This window comes from Bacteroides sp. AF29-11 (assembly GCF_003602895.1).
Taxonomy (GTDB): domain Bacteria; phylum Bacteroidota; class Bacteroidia; order Bacteroidales; family Bacteroidaceae; genus Bacteroides; species Bacteroides uniformis.
In genome coordinates this window covers 37309-54085 of record NZ_QTLY01000002.1, presented here as the reverse complement: position 1 = coordinate 54085, position 16777 = coordinate 37309, and the positions used below count along the sequence as shown (strand labels likewise).

The 16777-nt window shown below is 46.9% G+C and carries 17 protein-coding genes and 2 pseudogenes; 15 read left to right on the top strand and 4 right to left on the bottom strand.

All coding sequences use genetic code 11. The annotated features are described in order from the left end of the window. The first annotated feature begins 19 nt into the window (after nucleotides 1-19). The 4 genes from DWZ03_RS02930 to DWZ03_RS02915 are packed head-to-tail and all read left to right on the top strand — an operon-like array spanning nucleotide 20 to nucleotide 4508. A complete protein-coding gene (locus DWZ03_RS02930; RefSeq protein WP_057089596.1) occupies nucleotides 20-1225 on the top strand; it encodes a glycosyltransferase family 2 protein in 1206 nt (401 codons plus the stop codon). After that, nucleotides 1222-2343, top strand: coding sequence for a glycosyltransferase family 4 protein (locus DWZ03_RS02925; RefSeq protein WP_120128756.1), 1122 nt, complete (start codon nucleotides 1222-1224; stop codon nucleotides 2341-2343). The genes DWZ03_RS02930 and DWZ03_RS02925 overlap by 4 nt, the downstream gene beginning before the upstream one ends. A 12-nt stretch (nucleotides 2344-2355) precedes the next feature. Then, on the top strand, nucleotides 2356-3558 hold the full coding sequence (locus DWZ03_RS02920) for a glycosyltransferase (RefSeq protein ID WP_120128753.1): 1203 nt from the start codon (nucleotides 2356-2358) through the stop codon (nucleotides 3556-3558). Beyond that, nucleotides 3555-4508, top strand: coding sequence for a phosphoribosyltransferase (locus DWZ03_RS02915; RefSeq protein ID WP_117601354.1), 954 nt, complete (start codon nucleotides 3555-3557; stop codon nucleotides 4506-4508). Before DWZ03_RS02920 ends, DWZ03_RS02915 begins: the two co-directional genes overlap by 4 nt. Here the strand turns inward: DWZ03_RS02915 and DWZ03_RS02910 are convergent. Further along, nucleotides 4488-5501, bottom strand: coding sequence for an acyltransferase family protein (locus DWZ03_RS02910; RefSeq protein ID WP_229122430.1), 1014 nt, complete (start codon nucleotides 5499-5501; stop codon nucleotides 4488-4490). The two genes, DWZ03_RS02915 and DWZ03_RS02910, sit on opposite strands and share 21 nt — an antisense overlap. 120 nt (nucleotides 5502-5621) lie before the next feature. Between DWZ03_RS02910 and DWZ03_RS02905 the strand changes: the two genes are divergently transcribed. The 11 genes and pseudogenes from DWZ03_RS02905 (at nucleotide 5622) to DWZ03_RS02860 (ending at nucleotide 13371) form a co-directional block, all read left to right on the top strand. Continuing rightward, on the top strand, nucleotides 5622-5837 hold the full coding sequence (locus tag DWZ03_RS02905) for a hypothetical protein (protein ID WP_057089600.1): 216 nt from the start codon (nucleotides 5622-5624) through the stop codon (nucleotides 5835-5837). A 236-nt stretch (nucleotides 5838-6073) separates the two neighbouring features. Beyond that, nucleotides 6074-7204, top strand: coding sequence for a DUF4373 domain-containing protein (locus DWZ03_RS02900; RefSeq protein ID WP_120128750.1), 1131 nt, complete (start codon nucleotides 6074-6076; stop codon nucleotides 7202-7204). Nucleotides 7205-7461: 257 nt separating this feature from the next. Further along, nucleotides 7462-9276 (top strand): bifunctional DNA primase/helicase, encoded by a 1815-nt coding sequence (locus DWZ03_RS02895; RefSeq protein ID WP_120129092.1) that lies wholly within the window; start codon nucleotides 7462-7464, stop codon nucleotides 9274-9276. A gap of 127 nt (nucleotides 9277-9403) precedes the next feature. Beyond that, entirely contained in the window at nucleotides 9404-9652 is a 249-nt protein-coding gene (locus DWZ03_RS02890) for a DUF4248 domain-containing protein (protein ID WP_016273909.1), read from the top strand. Between the two features lie 84 nt (nucleotides 9653-9736). Further along, nucleotides 9737-9790: pseudogene (locus DWZ03_RS20435) on the top strand (hypothetical protein); the annotation flags it as partial. 29 nt (nucleotides 9791-9819) lie between these two features. After that, a pseudogene (locus DWZ03_RS02880) lies at nucleotides 9820-10035 on the top strand (helix-turn-helix domain-containing protein); the annotation flags it as partial. A 382-nt stretch (nucleotides 10036-10417) separates the two neighbouring features. Further along, entirely contained in the window at nucleotides 10418-10933 is a 516-nt protein-coding gene (locus DWZ03_RS02875; RefSeq protein WP_120128747.1) for an HU family DNA-binding protein, read from the top strand. 47 nt (nucleotides 10934-10980) lie between these two features. Continuing rightward, nucleotides 10981-11094 carry a smalltalk protein gene (locus DWZ03_RS19910; protein ID WP_016273911.1) on the top strand — a complete coding sequence of 38 codons (114 nt, stop codon included), beginning with the start codon at nucleotides 10981-10983 and terminating at the stop codon, nucleotides 11092-11094. Nucleotides 11095-11127: 33 nt separating this feature from the next. Next, a complete protein-coding gene (locus DWZ03_RS02870) occupies nucleotides 11128-11571 on the top strand; it encodes an N-acetylmuramoyl-L-alanine amidase (protein ID WP_005827473.1) in 444 nt (147 codons plus the stop codon). Nucleotides 11572-11651: 80 nt separating this feature from the next. Further along, entirely contained in the window at nucleotides 11652-12896 is a 1245-nt protein-coding gene (locus DWZ03_RS02865) for an AAA family ATPase (protein WP_057089603.1), read from the top strand. Further along, nucleotides 12886-13371: a hypothetical protein gene (locus DWZ03_RS02860; protein ID WP_133302937.1), complete on the top strand. Its 486-nt coding sequence runs from the start codon at nucleotides 12886-12888 to the stop codon at nucleotides 13369-13371. The genes DWZ03_RS02865 and DWZ03_RS02860 overlap by 11 nt, the downstream gene beginning before the upstream one ends. 39 nt (nucleotides 13372-13410) lie before the next feature. Here DWZ03_RS02860 and DWZ03_RS02855 read toward each other — a convergent pair whose 3' ends face one another. The 3 genes from DWZ03_RS02855 to DWZ03_RS02845 form a co-directional block, all read right to left on the bottom strand. Beyond that, on the bottom strand, nucleotides 13411-14184 hold the full coding sequence (locus DWZ03_RS02855) for a glycosyltransferase family 32 protein (protein WP_120128744.1): 774 nt from the start codon (nucleotides 14182-14184) through the stop codon (nucleotides 13411-13413). 147 nt (nucleotides 14185-14331) lie between these two features. Further along, entirely contained in the window at nucleotides 14332-15861 is a 1530-nt protein-coding gene (locus DWZ03_RS02850) for a lipopolysaccharide biosynthesis protein (protein WP_120128741.1), read from the bottom strand. Further along, nucleotides 15855-16760, bottom strand: coding sequence for a glycosyltransferase (locus tag DWZ03_RS02845; RefSeq protein ID WP_120128739.1), 906 nt, complete (start codon nucleotides 16758-16760; stop codon nucleotides 15855-15857). The genes DWZ03_RS02850 and DWZ03_RS02845 overlap by 7 nt, the downstream gene beginning before the upstream one ends. Between the last annotated feature and the right edge of the window lie 17 nt (nucleotides 16761-16777).

Sequence of the window (16777 nt, the reverse complement as noted above, 5' to 3'; positions counted from 1 at the left end):
TATTAAATAGAAAACATATATGAACGACATTTTTTCCATATTCAATCCCGACTGGTGGATGGACGAGAACAACAATGCCTTGCAAATGACAGACGCGGTTCTTTTCTTATTGCTGGCCATCCCCGTAGCCTACTTGTTTATCTATGCATTGGCCTCCTTGCGGAAATACAAGAATCCCTATCCACCGTCCCCCAAACAACATCGTTTCCTGGTCCTCTTTGTTGTGTTGAAAAACGGCAAGGAAGTGATAGAGTCAATCAATCATTTCCTTGATACGCAGACGTATCCCAAAGAAAAATACGACATCGCAGTGGCGGCTACACAGCTATCGGAAGAAGACTTGGTTACGCTGCTCCAGATGCCGGTCAACATTGTCGTGCCCGATAAAGAGCATTGCACAAAGATATATGCCATACAGCAGGTTATGGAGCGTTATTCTCCTCATGAGTACGATGCCATCACCATATTCAATTCAGACAACAAAGTTGTTCCTAACGCATTGGAGCTTTTCAACAACGCCTACTACTCCGGATGTGATGCCATCCAAGCCCACCGCATGACGGAAAACCTGAATACCAACATCGCCGTATTAAACGCCACCAGCGAAGAAATCAACAACCACCTCTTCCGCAAGGCACATACGGCACTGGGATTCTCCTCCGCCCTCATCGGTTCGGGCATGATGTTTGATTTTGAGATGTTCCAGGAGATCGCTCCCAGATTATCAGGAAGCGATTTGGCCAAAGCTACAGAAATGGAACTTCTGAAGGAAAACATATATACCGAATACATGGAAGAAATAGTCTGCTATTGCAAAAAGACGGACGATACATCGGGGTACAGCAAAGAACGCCAGCGCTGGTTGGGCTCACAGTATCGCAGCTCCATACTGGCATTGCAACAATTTCCGATAGCATTCTTACAAGGAAAGTGGGATTTATGCGAAAAATTATTCCAATGGCTACTTCCATCCCGTTTCCTGCTCATCTTATATATCACGATATGTGCCGTGGCAATGACGTTTCTGGAGTGGCCGCTTGCTACAAAATGGTATGCACTTTTAGCCGTTTTATTCATCACTTTTTTGATGGCCATGCCCGAAGGGGAAATCAGCCGCAAATTCCGGAGCGCTTTCTGGTCTCTGCCCATATTGGTAGTCACCTCTTCCATGAGCCACATCACAAGAATCTTTAAACGGAAAAAGAAAAGAAAGGCAGCAAAATGAGAATCGCCATCGAAGCCCAACGCATTTTCCGCAAAGACAAGCATGGCATGGACTTTGTCATCCTGGAGACACTGAAAGAACTGCAAAAGCGGAAAGACGGTAATGAATATTACGTATTCGTTGCTCCGGGGGAGGACTGGTGCCTGGAAGAATCGGAAAACCTCCATATCATTGAGCTTCGCTGCCCTACTTATCCTTTGTGGGAGCAGATAGCATTGCCCCAGGCCGTCAGGAAACTGAAAGCGGACTTGCTGCATTGTACATCGAATACAGCCCCGTTATGGTGTCCCGTCCCTTTGGTGCTGACGCTTCATGACATTATCTATTTGGAGCCGCGTCAGCATCGCAGTCCTTCCTTCTATCAGGAAATGGGATGGCATTACCGTCGCCTGATTGTTCCCCGCATCCTGAAGAAAGCAAGAAATATTATTACAGTTTCTCAGTTCGAGTGTACCCGCATACGCGAAGCGCTGCAACTTCCCAAAGAAGTCATTAAAGCCGTTTACAACGGCTACAGCGCTTACTTTACGATGCAGGAAACACCCGATGAGAGTATTGTGCAGAAATACATACCGCACCCAGACTTTCTTTTCTTTCTTGGAAATACAGACCCCAAAAAGAATGCGGCACGTACCCTGAAAGCATACGCGTTGTATCTGAAAGCATCCCAAACGAAACGCCCCCTTCTCATTGCCGATTTAAAAGAAGAATATATCGACCAGCTTCTTCAGCAAGAAGGAATCACCGGGATAAAAGAACATCTGTATTATCCGGGATATATCGGCAACAAAGATTTAGCAACCCTTTATAATGCAGCATTTGCATTTCTCTATCCTTCCTTGCGTGAAAGTTTCGGGATTCCGATACTGGAGGCTATGGCTTGCGGCACTCCTGTAGTGACGAGCAACGTTTCGGCAATGCCCGAAGTTGCCGGTAAAGGTGCCATTTTAGTCGACCCTCAAGAACCGCAAAAAATAGCAGATGCCTTGCTACGTCTGGAGAATGATGCAACATTCTATCAGCAACAAGTAAATTACAGTCTGGAACGTGTAAAACTGTTCTCCTGGAAACACACTGCAGAAGAATATGTAAAGATATATCACAGTATTCACCAGTAATCGGCAAACATCATGAGAGACTTCATCATCACCAGCCTGCAAACATGGGACATCGAAATAGGTAGTACCATCAAGAATACTGCATTGGAAATTTCAAAGCAGAACCGGGTGCTCTACATAAACACTCCGATGGACATTTCCATCCGGCTGAGAGGGAACAAACAATCTCCATCCTACATCCGGCGTATGGACGTCATCAAAGGAGAGGCTTCACCACTCCGGCAAATCAACGCCAACATGTGGGTACTGGACTGTCCTTTCACCGTGCTCTCGGCCAATTTCCTGCCCGCATCGCTTTTCAATATCGTCAACAGAAAAAACAATGCCCGCATAGCCCGATGGATTGTAGAGCAGGCCACCGCGCTCGGCTTCAAGAATTACATTCACCTCATTGATACAGACATTTACCGCAGCCGCTATCTGAAGGAGTATATCCACCCGGCTGTCAGCATCTATTATCGGCGCGACTACATCATAGGCGAGGCCTACTGGCGCAGACACGGCACCCGCCTTGAACCGGAACTGGCTGCTTCGGCCGACCTTGTTCTGGCAAACTCCACCCGCTTTGCTGCAGAACTGCAAGCCTACAACCCGCATACCTACCCCATCGAAACCGGAGTAAACCTGACGCTATACAATCCTGCCAAAGAGTATGAAACGCCCGATGATGTACAAAATATTCCACATCCTATCATCGGATATATGGGTACGATAAACAGTACCCGCCTTGACGGAGAACTGCTTTATCAGATAATAAGTCAGCGTCCCGATTATAGTTTTGTGTTCACCGGCCCGGAAGATGACATTTTCCGTCGGGACCGTATCCATAGTTTGAAAAATGCCTATTTCACCGGACAAAAAAAAGTGGACGAATTACCGGCCTACATAGCTGCCTACGATGTCTGCATCAATCCGCAAATGGTGAACGAGATTACCGACGGCAACTATCCGTTGAAAATAGACGAATATCTGGCTATGGGTAAACCCACTGTCGCAACCAGTACCCACACCATGCGCAACATATTCGCAGGTCACACGCATCTGGCCATCAACCCGGAGGAATGGCTTGCGGCCATAGACCGTGCTGTGACCGAAGCTGACGACAAAGAACTGGCCAAACAGCGCATAGCCTTTGCCGAGACCCACAGTTGGGGGCATAGCGTGAAGAAAATCTATGAAATAATCGACTCATTCCTAAAGAAGAAAACTACATGAACTATCGTAACATAGACGACTTGAACCATTGCATCCTGCAACATCTCAGCATTCTGCCACGGGATTTCGACCTCATTGTCGGTGTGCCCCGCAGTGGCATGTTTCCCGCCAATCTGCTGGCACTCTACCTGAACCTGCCGGTCACGGACATAGACTCTTTCCGCAACGGGCATATCTATCAGACCGGAGAACGGGGGAAAACTTTCAACATGACCCACATACACAAAGTACTGGTTGTGGACGACAGCATAGCCACGGGAAAAGCTGTGAAGAAATGCCGCGAGCTCCTGAAGGACATAGAACATTTATACAACATCAAATACTGTGCCATTTATGCAGTTCCACTACACACTCATTCTGTTGATTATTTTTTCGAAATAGTCGATTATCCCCGTTTCTTCCAGTGGAACATAATGAACCACTCCATCCTGCAAAAATCATGCATGGACATCGACGGCGTGCTTTGCGCAGACCCCACTCCGGAAGAGAACGATGACGGCGAGAAGTACCGTCATTTCCTGCTGAACGCTCCTCCGCTATTCATTCCCAAAGTCACCATTGGCACACTGGTCACTTCACGCTTGGAGAAATACCGTCCGGAGACGGAAGCCTGGCTCCGGAAGAACCATGTGAAATACAATAAGCTTGTCATGCTGGACCTGCCGGATATGGCTGCACGCCAACGGGCGAATTGCCACGCCTCCTTCAAAGCCAAAGAATACGGTTCATCCACCGACTACATGCTGTTTGTAGAAAGCTCTATGCCGCAGGCTGTGGAAATCAACCGCCTGACCAAGAAACCGGTACTTTGTACAGAAACTTTCCGGATGATTTATGAGTCCAAATCACTATACTATAATCTGAAGTCGGGAGAAACATGCCCGTGGCTACGGCGTTTTATGATAAGGGTGCGCAACAGACTGAGAGCATTATCTCCTTCCAAGAAATAGCATTTGCAGCATTTTGGAACAGTTAAACAGTTTGTCTACTAATACCGGCCCGATTGTTGCAATAAAAGTTGCAGACAGCAATATGGGGACAATCGCATCAATCCCCATCATTTTCAGTATAATCCGCCCACCGGAAGTACCGAAACCATGAAAAAGATAAATACTGTACGCATAGCCGCCTATCCAGACAAAAAAACGGTTGTGCCACTTCGATGCCAGCAGCAGGAACAAGGTGGGAATCAACGTCACGGGATAAAGCAGCATGCTCAAAGAGGCGTATTTACCGGGATAGAACCACACTATCTGTATCAAGACAATCCCCCATAGCGCCACGGCAAGCAAGACACGCCTGACAGCCGGACGACTGCAGAGCGACACAGCAAAACGGCAGGAAGCCACACCGACAAAGAAATAGGGCAACTGCCCCAAAGCACCCTTGAAACTGAACAGGTCGGGAACCTCATGCAGAATCCATACATCATTTATCCTACTGAAAATCAGCGCCACAATGCAACAAACAGCCCACTTGCCCGGAGTGTCCATCCACTTCCGGCTGTCCATCCACCATTGCACTACAAAAATCAAGAACAACGACGGCAGATACCAATACATGGTATAAGGGAATACATAAATGCGCCACATTTGGCTAAGCTCCCCTTTATTATTAGTGCCCGGCATCAGATACTGTACCAGAAAATACAACGTGCCCACCGCCGCCATCGGCACCAGCAGACGCAAAGCTTTCTTCCGGACGAAACTTCCAAAACCGGAAGATGCGGAGAAAGGCTTCAACGCATAAGCCCAGCCGGCAATAGCCGTAAACAGCGGCATCTGAATATAATCTATCCACACATAAAGATAGCGCAACGGATGTGGAAAATCAATCTTCATGCCCCCACCGGGGCCGGAACCGATGACATGCCCCACCACTACCAATAGAATAGCGATACCACGCAAAGTTTCAACAGATAAGTTTTTTTCTTGATTCACCATGAAACAAATGTACAACATTTATTCCTATAACACTTCATCCCCTTCTTGTTTTTTTCATACCTTCGCATCATTTTTTAAGTACAAACGAAAAATCAATGACAATCATGGAAAAAAATCAGAGTGACCATCACGCTGGATGGTAAGAAATTCTGGAGCTATGAAGGAACCACCAAACATTCGGAAAAGAGACTGGTTATAGCCGAAACCGTCAAGAAAGTAATCCGCAACGTTTTCAAGAGCGACCGGAAAGCCAGCTTCAGAGAAAGCAAGGAACTCATCCCCATAGAGAACCGGATAAGAAAGATAAAACAAGTCGCCGAGCAGGAAAAAGAATAAAAAGACCTTTTATTTGCATTTTTTAGGACAAGTACGGTTTCCAATGGTTGGGAAGCCGTAAACCACTGTTTGTCAATAAAAAACATGCGTGCAGACCGTACCCGTTCGGACTGCAACACTATTTTATTATCCCTACCTTTGCATCATAAAACAAAGAGAAAACGCTACGAAAAACGCCGTCGCAACAACAAGCAACCTCGCTTTGCGCAATACTTTCCCTTGCAAAAAACACCATAATGAAAAGAAATTTCTATTTACAACATCCCCTGATGGCCATGTACGACCCCAGAATGCAACAACTGACAGAAAAAGAAGGCTTGAGAGGACTAGGTGCCTATTGGGTCATCATCGAAAAGCTGGGAATGCTGCCCGAACCTCGCGCACGACAAGAATACCTCCGTCCCCATTGCGACGGGAAGAAAATAACACTTGCCTACCTCCTGAAAATTATCCGGGAATACGGACTTTTCGAACTGGAGGAAGACGGATATTTCACACCGAAAGAGCTGAATCCCCCACGCAAAAATGACGAAAAAACGGCAAAAAAGGGGGAGGCAGAGCCGTATTCCAAGGCAAAAAATGACGAAAAACGGCAAAAAACACCGAGGGAAAACGCCGAAAAACAACTCCCAAAAACAAGCAATACACTGGAAAACAGCAAATTGCCAAAAACAGCAGAGAAAAATAATAAAGAGAATATAAATAATTATATAAAAACAACAGCAGCATCAGCAACAGAAGAAGAAACTGCCGCTGCTGCCGATAGGTCTCTTCGACCGTCGGATGCCGGAGGAGTGCCACCGGCAACGTCCGGAGGAGCGCAGACCGCCTGCGACGGCAACGGAGACGACGATGGCAACGGCGGCAACAATGGCGACCAGTCACAAAGCCCGGGACACCCCGTGCGGCCGTGGCGCGAAATGGCGGACGACCTTGTCCGCGAAAGCTCCTGGCTGGACATCGCCTGCATGAAAAGCGGCTACGGATGCCTGCTGAAACGCCACATCCGGGAAGCGGTGAAGATATTCAAGCAACATGTTGAAGCCTACGGCAAAGGAGGCAACTTACTGGACATGAGCGATGTGCAAGGATATTTCGTCAACTACGTCAGTGCCGGAAGCCGGACCTCACGCACCCTGCACGAAGCCCTCTGCACCCTGGACACCCACCGGCAGGCCGCCGCCCCTCCCGACCCCCATCGCTACGAGCAACTGGTGGACGGCAAGCGCACCTACCTGGGCTGCCCCATCCCCGACGACGCGCCGCCCCGACCGGATAACAATGCCTTCTGGAACGAGACGACCCGTTCCTGGACCTCGCCGCAACAACCGCCGTCGCAGAAAAGGCCGAAGCAGCAACCCGGCTGAAACGCCACACTCCGGCATCCGGAATGCCACACTTCAACGTTCCGAATGCCACACCTCAGCACCCCGAATGCCACACCTCAGCATGTCCCAAGTGTGGCATTTCCCCTCGTGAAGTGTGGCATTTCCCCCCGCGAAGTGTGGCATCGGAGGGGGTGAAACCATTCATGTATAATCATTTTTCAGACAAAAGAACAAAAAGACAAAACAAGAAAACAAACAGGTTCTTTTGTTCTTATGCCAAACAAACTAAAATCATTATGAGAAATTTTCATCAACACGGTATCGACACCCGTGGCCGCATCAGCGGCCGAATCAAGACCATCTGTCCGCAATGCAACGATACCCGCGGACACAAAGGCAACAAATCACTCTCCGTAGACCTGGACAAAGGCTTGTGCTACTGCCACCACTGCGGCTACAAGTTCTACGTGTCCGACGACGCCGAAGAGCGCCTGAAGCAGCAACGCCGCGACATGCGCCGAAAACCCGCCGCACCGCCCCAGCACTTCCGCCGCCCCACCTTCGACCCTGCCCGGATGCAACTTTCCGAGAATCTGGAACGCTACTGGACCACCGTACGCTGCCTGCCTCAGGAACTGCTGCGCGCCCTGCGCATCACCGAAGAGACGGTGTGCCTGCCCGAAACCGGCCAAGAGGAGAACTGCATCTGCTTCAACTACTTCGAGAACGGAGCACTCGTCAACACCAAGTACCGCAGCGCCCGGAAGCACTTCATGATGGTGAAGGGAGCCGAGCTCATCCCCTACAACGTGGACAGCATTCTGGACACCCCGGAGTGCATCATCACCGAAGGCGAGTTCGACGCGGCAGCCGTCATCGCCGCCGGACGCAAGGACGTCGTCTCCGTGCCCGCCGGTGCCCAAAGCAACCTCACGTGGCTGGACCGCTTCGTCGAGTCACACTTCGAAGACAAGCAGGCCATCTACATCGCCGTAGACGAGGACCCGGCCGGGCAGTCGCTCCGGCAGGAACTCACGCGTCGCATCGGAGTGGAACGCTGCCGCATCGTGCACTTCGGCGAGGGCTGCAAGGATGCCAACGAACACTTGGTGAAATTCGGTGCCGAAAGCCTCCGCATCTGCATCGAGCAGGCCGAAGAAGTCCCCCTCGAAGGCATCTTCACCGCCGAAGACTGCCGCGACGACCTGCGCTCCCTCTACGAGAACGGCCTGCAACGCGGTGCGGACACCGGTTGGGACAACTTCGACGAGCACTGTACCCTCGAACCTCGCCGCCTGCTGGTCATCACCGGACGCCCCGGCGACGGCAAGTCCGAATTCACCGACGAACTGGTGCTGCGCCTCTGCCTGCGGCACGAGTGGAAAATCGCTTTCTTCAGCCCCGAAAACATGCCCATCGCCTACCACCTGCACAAGCTGGCGGAGAAGCTGACCGGCCACCGCTTCACCCCCGGACCGGGCATGACGGAAGCCGTCTATGAGCAGGCAGTAGGCTGGCTGGACCGCAACGTGTCGCACATCTTGCCCAACGACGGGAGTTACGGCATCGACCACATCCTGGAGAAAGCCCGCCAGGTGGTGCGCCGCAAAGGGGTGCGCATCCTCGTCATCGACCCCATGAACCGCCTGGAGCAACATCTGGAACCGGGGCAGACGGAAATGGCCTACATCACCGACACGCTGAACAAGCTGGGACGTTTCGCCATCCTCAACCAGTGCCTCGTCATCCTCGTGGCCCATCCCCGCAAGGTGAACCGCAACGAAAAGGACGGCACCCTGCGCCGTGTCGAGATGAACGACATCAACGGCTCCGCCAACTTCGCCAACATGTCCGACTTCTGTCTCGTGGTAGACCGCAACGACACCAAGCAGATGGTCACCGTCTACATCGAGAAAGTCCGCTTCAAGCATCTGGGCAGCGCACACACCGATGCCAAGTTCGTCTACAACCACCTGAACGGCCGCTACTGGCCCTGCGAGGAAGCCTATATCCCCACCCCCGAAGGGGACAGACCGGGACCGGTGAACACGCAGTTCGACAACGAAAATTGGTTGAAAAATAGTGAGGAACAAGGTAGGTTATTCGAGTAAAAATCCGTATCTTTACAAGGCAGGAAGAAGATGCAGTCTCCCCCTTATAGCCTTGTCAACTTGTTCACTGAAAGCAGGTCAAAGACATGCGAAACTTAAAAAACATATAACCTGAACTTTAAGAATAATGATGAAACAGAATGATTCCTTTGCAGAGCCCCGTTTCCCCGTCCGCAGCTACGGGAAAGGCGAACTGGCCATGTACTACCTTCCGGGCATTGCCCAGCAGACTGCCGTCAACCAGCTGAACGAATGGATACGCACCGCCCCCGGTCTGGAACAACGCCTGCTTGCCACGGGCATGAACCCTTATTGCCGACGGTACACGCCCGCACAAGTACAGCTGATGATTGATGTCTTCGGGGAGCCTTCTTAAAAGGAAAGGAAGGAAAGGGGAAGGATTAGGGATTAAGGGTTAGTGATTAATGATTAATGAACACAAGCTCATCCCTAATCCTTAATCCTTAATATTGTTGTACTTTTTAACGCATTCAAAAAGAAGACACAGAAAACACCTGACAGTGAAATTAAAAAGGCTTTAAAATTAAAGAAGGGACTCCCGAACGTGAAAAAAACCGCGAAAAAGCATGGGAAGAGTACAATGCCCAAATCCTATTGGATGCCCGTAAAAATGCAAGGCTTACACAAGCGGAACTTGCCAAACGTATAGGAGCCGACAAAGGTTATATTTCAAGAATAGAAAGAGGACTTACAGTTCCTACGGTTTCCACCCTGTATCGAATTGCAGCAGCCATGGGACAGTGGAATTACGGCCTATGTAAAATCAAGCCGGACTCTCCGGACTGCCCGAAAAAACCTTGTCATGCTCTCTTTCAGGGCGCGGAATTACGCGGAATAACACGGATTTTTCTTTATCTTTTCCGCGTAATCCGCGAAATCCGTGCCTAAAATCATAACATAACGTAAGCGATGACCGCACATCCCTAACCCCTAACCCCTAATCCTTAATCCCCAATAACCTCCCTTATCCTCCCCCCTCCTCCTCCTTCCTCCCCCAACCTCCATCCTTCCCTGCCCCATGTCCTATCTTTGTATCAACGAAACGGAGCAGAGGCCATCGCCGCGGAGACACCGCTGTCCACTTCGGAAATGAACAATTCTAAATTTAAAATTAATCAACATGTCAACAGCATTGGTAGTGCGCACACAGCGCCACAAGAAAATCGGGGACAGCAACTCCCCTATGGTCCACACCCTGAAACGCAAGCCCCAAGATGCCAAAATCTTCGACCTTGCCCGTATAGCACAAGACATTGAAGTACTGGGCGCCATGTCGGCCGAAGACGTGGAGCACGTAGGCAAGGCCATCGTACGGCAGATGCGCCAGACGCTTACGGACGGCAACAGTGTCCGTCTGGACGGTTTCGGCATCTTCCACACCACCTTCAAATGCCGTGCCACCGAAGTGGCCAAAGACTGTACCGTAAAGAACATCGAGCGCGTCAACATCCGCTTCAAGGTGGCCAACACCCTCCGGCTGGTGAACGACAGCAACGCCACCACCAAAGGCGGAGCCAACAACCTCGTCTTTGAGCTTGTATCCGAAGACAAGAACAGCTCCGGAGGCGGTTCCGGCAACAACACCCCCGGTAGTGGAGGTTCGGACGGAGACCAGGGGGAGAATCCGTTGGGATAAAAAAGAGGGAGTAAGAATTAGGAATTAAGGATTAAACATTAAACATCATGAGTACAAAATCATCAGCCTGGGACAAAATTCTGAAAGTAATCATTGCTGTAGCTTCGGCACTTTTGGGCGCATTCAGCGCACACGCCATGAACAGTGGTGGTTCCCTTTAGCGAACAGCCCCCAAAGGCAAACAGTAGAAAAAAATGAGAAAAATCGACTTGATTGTGATACATTGCAGCGCCACGTGCGAGGACCGTCCCTTTACCGGGCAGGCTCTGGAAGCCGCGCACCGCCGACGTGGATTTGACGGCACGGGCTATCATTTCTACATCCGCCGTGACGGACAAATCCTGACCACACGCCCGGTCGAGAGGGCCGGCGCCCACGCCCGCGGCTACAATGCCCACTCTATCGGAATCGCCTACGAAGGCGGATTGGACCACTATGGAAATCCCAAAGACACGCGCACCGAATGGCAACGGCATTCACTCCGCGTACTGGTCCGCGCTTTACTGATGGACTATCCAGAAGCAAAAGTGGCGGGACATCGCGACCTCAGCCCCGACCTGAACAACAACGGAGAGGTGGAACCGATGGAATGGACGAAACAATGCCCGTGTTTTGAAGTAAAAAAAGAGAAGTGGTAACCAAGAAAAGAGAGGGTATACACCCTCTCTTTTAATAAAATATAGTATCTTTGCTATCAAATGTGTTTCATACCTAATATATGGCAAAAATAAGAATAAAGAATTTCGGCCCCATCAGGCAAGGCTGTCCGGATGATGACGGTTGGATAGACATAAAGAAAGTTTCTGTATTCATCGGGAATCAAGGAAGCGGTAAAAGTTGTGTCGCCAAATTGATTTCCACTTTCACTTGGATAGAGAAGGCATTGGTCAGAGGCGATTATGCAATAAGTGACTTTTCCGCAGTAAAGTTCAGAAAGACCTATTGCGGATACCACCGTATAGCAAATTACTTTTTTAACAATGCCCACAGCGATGCTGCCGAAATAGAATATGAAGGTGAGGCTTATTCAATGAAATATCAGAAAGGTGACTTTCAGATATCCGAAAAGCAGTCTCGGAAGTATTTCCTGCCACAGATAATGTACGTGCCTGCCGAGAGAAATTTTATCAGTATCATAAAAGAAGCCAAGTCGTTCAAGTCTTTGCCGGATTCGCTGCTGGAATATATTACAGAGTTCAATAATGCTAAGGATGAAATCAAGGATGGCCTGTCTCTACCGATTAATGATGCAGAAATAAAATATGACAAGCAGCATGACGTGATAAATGTGACCGGAAACGATTATCAGGTGGAACTGTCGGAAGCATCGAGTGGATTCCAGTCACTGGTTCCTCTCTATCTGGTTTCCTACTATCTGGCCAATGCTGTAAGAAGACAGGTTGAGAATCCGCAAAAAATGAGCCATAATGAATCCCAACGCTTTAATGATGCCGTCAAATCCATTTGGGCTGATACGACTCTGACCGACGAGCAGAGAAGGATTGCTCTGTCGGCAGTATCTTCACAGTTCAATAAAACGGCTTTTATCAATATCGTTGAAGAGCCGGAACAAAATCTGTTTCCGGTTTCACAGCGGAATATGTTGTATAGCTTATTGGAGTTCAATAATTATTCAGCAGAAAACAAGCTGGTTATAACCACCCACAGCCCGTACATCATAAATGATTTGTCATTGGCTGTCAAGGCTAAACAAGTTGACACAACGATGGGAGTTGCCGGAACAGAAAGCGATTTGAAGGAATTGGACAGAATCGTCCCGATAAAATCTCTTTTATCTCCGGATGACCTGGTAATATACGAGATAAATAATCGGGGAACTGTATCCAAATTGGCAGATTACTGTGGACTTCCTTCTGATGAGAACTATCTGAATGAACTTCTGGCAGAAAGCGGCTATTTGTTTACGGAACTATTGCAACTTGAAGATAAATATGGAAAATAACGGAAGAAGTGTTTCCAATAAAGAGCTATTCGGGCTATGTGATGATACTCCACCGGCGAGGAATCCCGCTTATATTGACGAGACAGATAAATCCAAATGGATAGGAATTGTCGATAATCCTAATTCAAAACCAATAGGTTTCTATGGAATAGACCATTGCTTGGTCCTGAAAACCGGGAAAGAGGAAGAAACCCAACAGGTGTGTGACGGGTTGCTCCATTATGACGATGAGCTGATTTTTGTAGAATTGAAGGACAGACAATATAGAGGTTGGGTAAAGACAGGCTGTGAACAACTGGCTGCAACCGTAGAACATATAAGTAGAACCTCTTCATTCAAGAATTTTTGTTCCGTAAAGGCCTATATATGTAATAGGCAACGGCCATTTTTCAGTGCAAATTATAACTGCCATATACAAGATTTCAAAAACAGAACAGGACTGGAATTGAAGATTATGAGAAAAATCGCCCTATAAGGACAAAAGCTTTGCCACCTCATTTTTTATTCATATCCATTACTTATGAGCCCTGAAAATTTTTCGATAGAAATTTAGTTTTGTAAGAATATTCCGTAGCCATGTACGCTTACGCCAACTTCCTTTACTCAAATGAACAGCAATAGTGTCATCTGTAACTTGCTTCCAAGCAGCTCCCAAAATACGGGAAGGAAGAATGAGCATCCTTTCTTCTAATTGTTGTTCTATTTCATTGTCATATTTTAATCCGAATTTCTCAGCAGCCAATGCCAGAACATCAGGTGCTATCTCCTTGGTATACCAGCTACCATCTTCTTGTATAAAATGACGACCTTCATAAAACTTCATAGCCTCTACCAGATAAGGATGTCCTTTTTCAGCTCCCAATATGGCTGACAGTAAACCCAAACCAGGTACACGCACACCAGGAAAACGGTTAGTTCCATCCGGTTCTAGACGTTGACCTGCCATCTCATCTCCTTCTATCATCTCAGGATGATATTCTATAGCAGTGAAAAAGCCATTAGATAACAGTGGGTCAAAAGATTTTTTCACCATGACATCAGTATCCATATATATACCTCCCTCTGTATATAATGCATGTAAACGTACATAATCGGCTACAAAAGCTAAAGCACCTGCATGAAAAGCTTCTTTGGTCCACGGCAAAGAATTTACATCAAAGTCCTTTAAACTCCATAATTTCCATTTATAATCAGGAAGATTTTTCTTCCATGAATCCATACATACTTGTAAACTGTAAGGTATCGGTGTATCATTGAACCAGCAATAATGAATCGTCTTCGGTATCATATTCAACTATTTTTTCATGTTATACTTCTTATATAGAGCCAACACAAAGATAAGATAAAATTCTAAGATTCAGCATAATAACAACTAAATAATCCTTCTTCATCCACATGCACCGTTTTCCAACCACATATTGTACATCCTAAAAAGTTACAAATGGATAAAACGTCCCAGCAATGTCCGGATACCCTTTGAAAAACAATAAAAGGAAAAGGTTAAAATCACCAAATACAATAGTGAAGAAACCAAAGCATAGAAAACCCATTCCGCATAACCCTCTATAGGTTTGGATAACGGTAATAATGAAAGAATTACGTCCGTCAACAGCCAAGACAGAGCGAATAGGCATAAATACAAAAGGATATTCTTCCAATAATCACTGACAGGCTTTTTAAAACCATCACGATATAAAAAATAAGGTTTCCAAATGCTTATGACAGTCACGGAGCTGGCAACATCTCCCAGCAACACTCCCGGCAGCCCCCAATAATACCCGCCAATTAACGCTACCAATATTGTAATGCAAAGTGTAGCAATGGGCGCCCAAGTATCTTGAAAAAGACCATAGCCATAAATAAACTGATCATTTGTACCGCGAAACTGACTGATGAAAAAATTGGCAAGAATCACTACCAATACAGAATGAGGCAATACATACTCTGTCCCTAACCATACAACAATAAAGGAATCCATCAGATGGTAGAGGGCAAATGTTAAAAAAGAAGCTACCATAAAGCGTAAAGAGCTGAGTTCCCAAAATACTTGTTGTATACGTTTTGAGTCACCTTCGGCAATCAAATTTCCCACTCCAGCCCCCGTACTTCCTAAGAAATTATTGACGAGCTGGTTCAATTTGGTCAACAGCAACATGTAATTGCTATAATAGGCTACCAATTTTAAGGAAGTGAACGCGTAAACCAAAAAAGGAAGTAATTGGGACCGTCCCATCCCTGCCAATTGATGTACAAACATTTGGCGTGCCTTACGTACGATTATCTTATTCTCAGGATACTTTCGGCGACCTTCAGCAATGCTGCACTTCAACCATGGATATACCCTATTTATCTTCCAATTAAGTATGTATGAATACCAAATACCAAAAAGCAGCTCAATGGCAATCCATAGATAAAAGCTGCCTATATGGCAAACAAGGAGCATCTGCACCAATATCTTTACAATATTTGCAGTCTGGAAATAGGCAGTCACAACATAATTACGCTGATCGGCTCCTAATAAGGTTTGCCGATAATTAATAAAATAACTGATTAGGGCAGAAGACAGAAAAGCAAAATATGCAAAATAGACTACGCCCAAATCAATGCTGATATTCGCAAATATCAAAGGAAGAAAGCAAGCCAATACAAGCCCTACTCCTAAAATTATCAGTCCGACATTGCGATAAAGATACCCCAGCACAGAAATAATATCCCGTATCTTATCCTTGTCATCATTAAATAAAGGTTTATAAAGAACGAAACCAATAGATGCCCCAATACCTAACTCGGCCAGATTCAAAAAGCCCAATAAATTTTGCAATGTCCCCATAAGACCTACAAAATCCGCTCCCAACATATCCAAGAATATCTTGCGGGAAAAAAAAGAGATGAATAGGGTAATAAAATAGAAAAGCACGTTTACCCGGGCATTCAAATAGCTTTTTTTAAGACGAGATTCTACCATGATTTCAACTTTTCGCAAATATTCTTCACTTTATCCATAAAAACACCTCTAAAGGTACCATACACGATATTCCATTGTTCATTGCATATAAAAATCCACAAGGCTTTGTAATATCCCCGCCTTCCGAAATACTTTCTGCATTGCATCACACGGTAATAGCTGCTCACAAGCCTATCTTCCCGATTTATTTTTCTCAGAAACCGGTTACAGCGGCATGCTACCCCAACCCGTGCCAACAGATTGTCGAGCACAACACTATATTGTAAAGAACCCTCACGTATTGTAGCACAATAAATGGCTACAGAGCATATTGCCACCTTCCGAGCGTAATAATCCAAATAACAAGAGAACATTACATCATTTCCAGCCAATGTCTCATCAAATTGGATGGAATACTTCTGAACTATATTTCTGGAAACCATTTTTGCCCAAGGTACATCATTCCGATATTTTAATCTTTCCGCATCTATGCTTTCAGTCACATCAAAACCTAAAAAATCAGATTGACGTGAACGTATAGGAACTAAAGTTTCCGAGTCTGCACTTGTAGCTCTGAACGTTATCAAATCGTAATCCGTAGCACAATAACAATCCAGTACCTCTAAAAAACCGGGCAGAAAAAAATCATCAGCATCAGCAAACAGCAGCCACTTGCCTCGAGCATGAAGCAGGCCACAATTACGGGCATATCCAGCTCCCTTCCCTTCTTTGGTGAAAATGATTTCTACATCTTCCCGACTACTTCCCGGAAAGTCCATAAAATCCACGACATCAGAAGAACTGTCATCATCAACCACAATAATTTGGATGTCATCACGGAAAGGAATAGAATCCAAACAGCGCTGCAACAACAACGGAGCATTCTTATGAGGTATAATAATAGTATAAGTATAATCCATACTCCTTACTTTTGACA